This is a genomic window from Pseudonocardia yuanmonensis (assembly GCF_039542425.1).
Taxonomy (GTDB): domain Bacteria; phylum Actinomycetota; class Actinomycetes; order Mycobacteriales; family Pseudonocardiaceae; genus Pseudonocardia; species Pseudonocardia yuanmonensis.
Genome location: NZ_BAABIC010000067.1, coordinates 1 through 1,048 on the forward strand (window position 1 = coordinate 1; position 1,048 = coordinate 1,048).

1 protein-coding gene is annotated in these 1,048 nt (G+C 69.4%); it reads left to right on the forward strand.

Annotation, left to right across the window (positions count from 1 at the left end):
* Positions 1-1,047, forward strand: a 1,047-nt coding sequence (locus ABD990_RS34140) for a 2,5-dihydroxypyridine 5,6-dioxygenase NicX family protein (RefSeq protein WP_345384939.1), incomplete at its 5' end; no start/stop codon positions are given.
* Between the last annotated feature and the right edge of the window lies 1 nt (position 1,048).

Genomic DNA, 1,048 nt, shown 5'->3' on the forward strand with positions numbered 1-1,048 from the left:
ATGGACCAGAACCTGTTCAACGAGATCTGCCTGCAGCAGTTGACCCTGTCCGGGGTGCACGAGGGCGAGACGGTGGCGGTGCTGACCCGCGGGGCCGAGCGCGCGGAGTACGCCGATGCGTTCCTGTGGGCGGTGGGCAAGCTGGGCGCGCAGGGGTTCCACCTGCGGCTGCCGGCGCCGACGAGCGCGTCGGGGGCGTGGGCGGTCGGCGACTCGGGGCTGGCGGGCAACCGGTTGGCGGTGGAGGCGCTCAAGAGCGTCGACATGGTGGTGGACTGCACGTTTTTGCTGTTCTCCCCGGAGCAGTTCGAGATCCAGGGGGCGGGGACGCGGATCCTGACCGCGGTGGAGCCGCCGGAGCTGCTGGCCCGGCTGCTGCCGACCCGGGAGCTGCGGGAGCGGGTGGAGATCGGGGCGGAGCTGTTGGCCAAGGCGCAGACCATGCGGATCACCAGCCCGCACGGCACGGACGTGACCTACCGGCTGGGGGTGTATCCGACGATGAGCGAGTACGGCTACACCGACCAGCCGGGCCGGTGGGATCACTGGCCGGCGGCGTTCGTGTTCACCGGCGGCGCGGACGACGGGGTGGACGGCACGATCGTGCTGGCGCCGGGGGATGTGTTGTTGCCGTTCAACACCTATGTGCAGACCCCGGTGGAGATCACCATCGAGGAGGGGTTCATCCGGGACATCCGCGGCGGGGCGGGCTCGTCGGGGCTGGACGCGGACCTGCTCAAGAGCTACATCGAGTCGTTCGACGATCCGCGCGGGTACGGGATGTCGCATGTCGGGTGGGGGCTCGACGAGCGGGCGCACTGGCACGGGCTGACCCAGTTCGGGGGTGGGATGGGGATGGAGCTGCGCTCCTTCTACGGCAACGTGATGTTCTCGATCGGGCCGAACAACGAGCTGGGTGGGCCGAACGACACCGCGTGTCATTTCGACATCCCGATGCGCGGCAACAGCCTCTACCTCGACGACGAGCTGATCGTCGACGCCGGTGAGCTCACCGTCCCGGAGATGCGCCCGGCGGCCAAGCGATGAC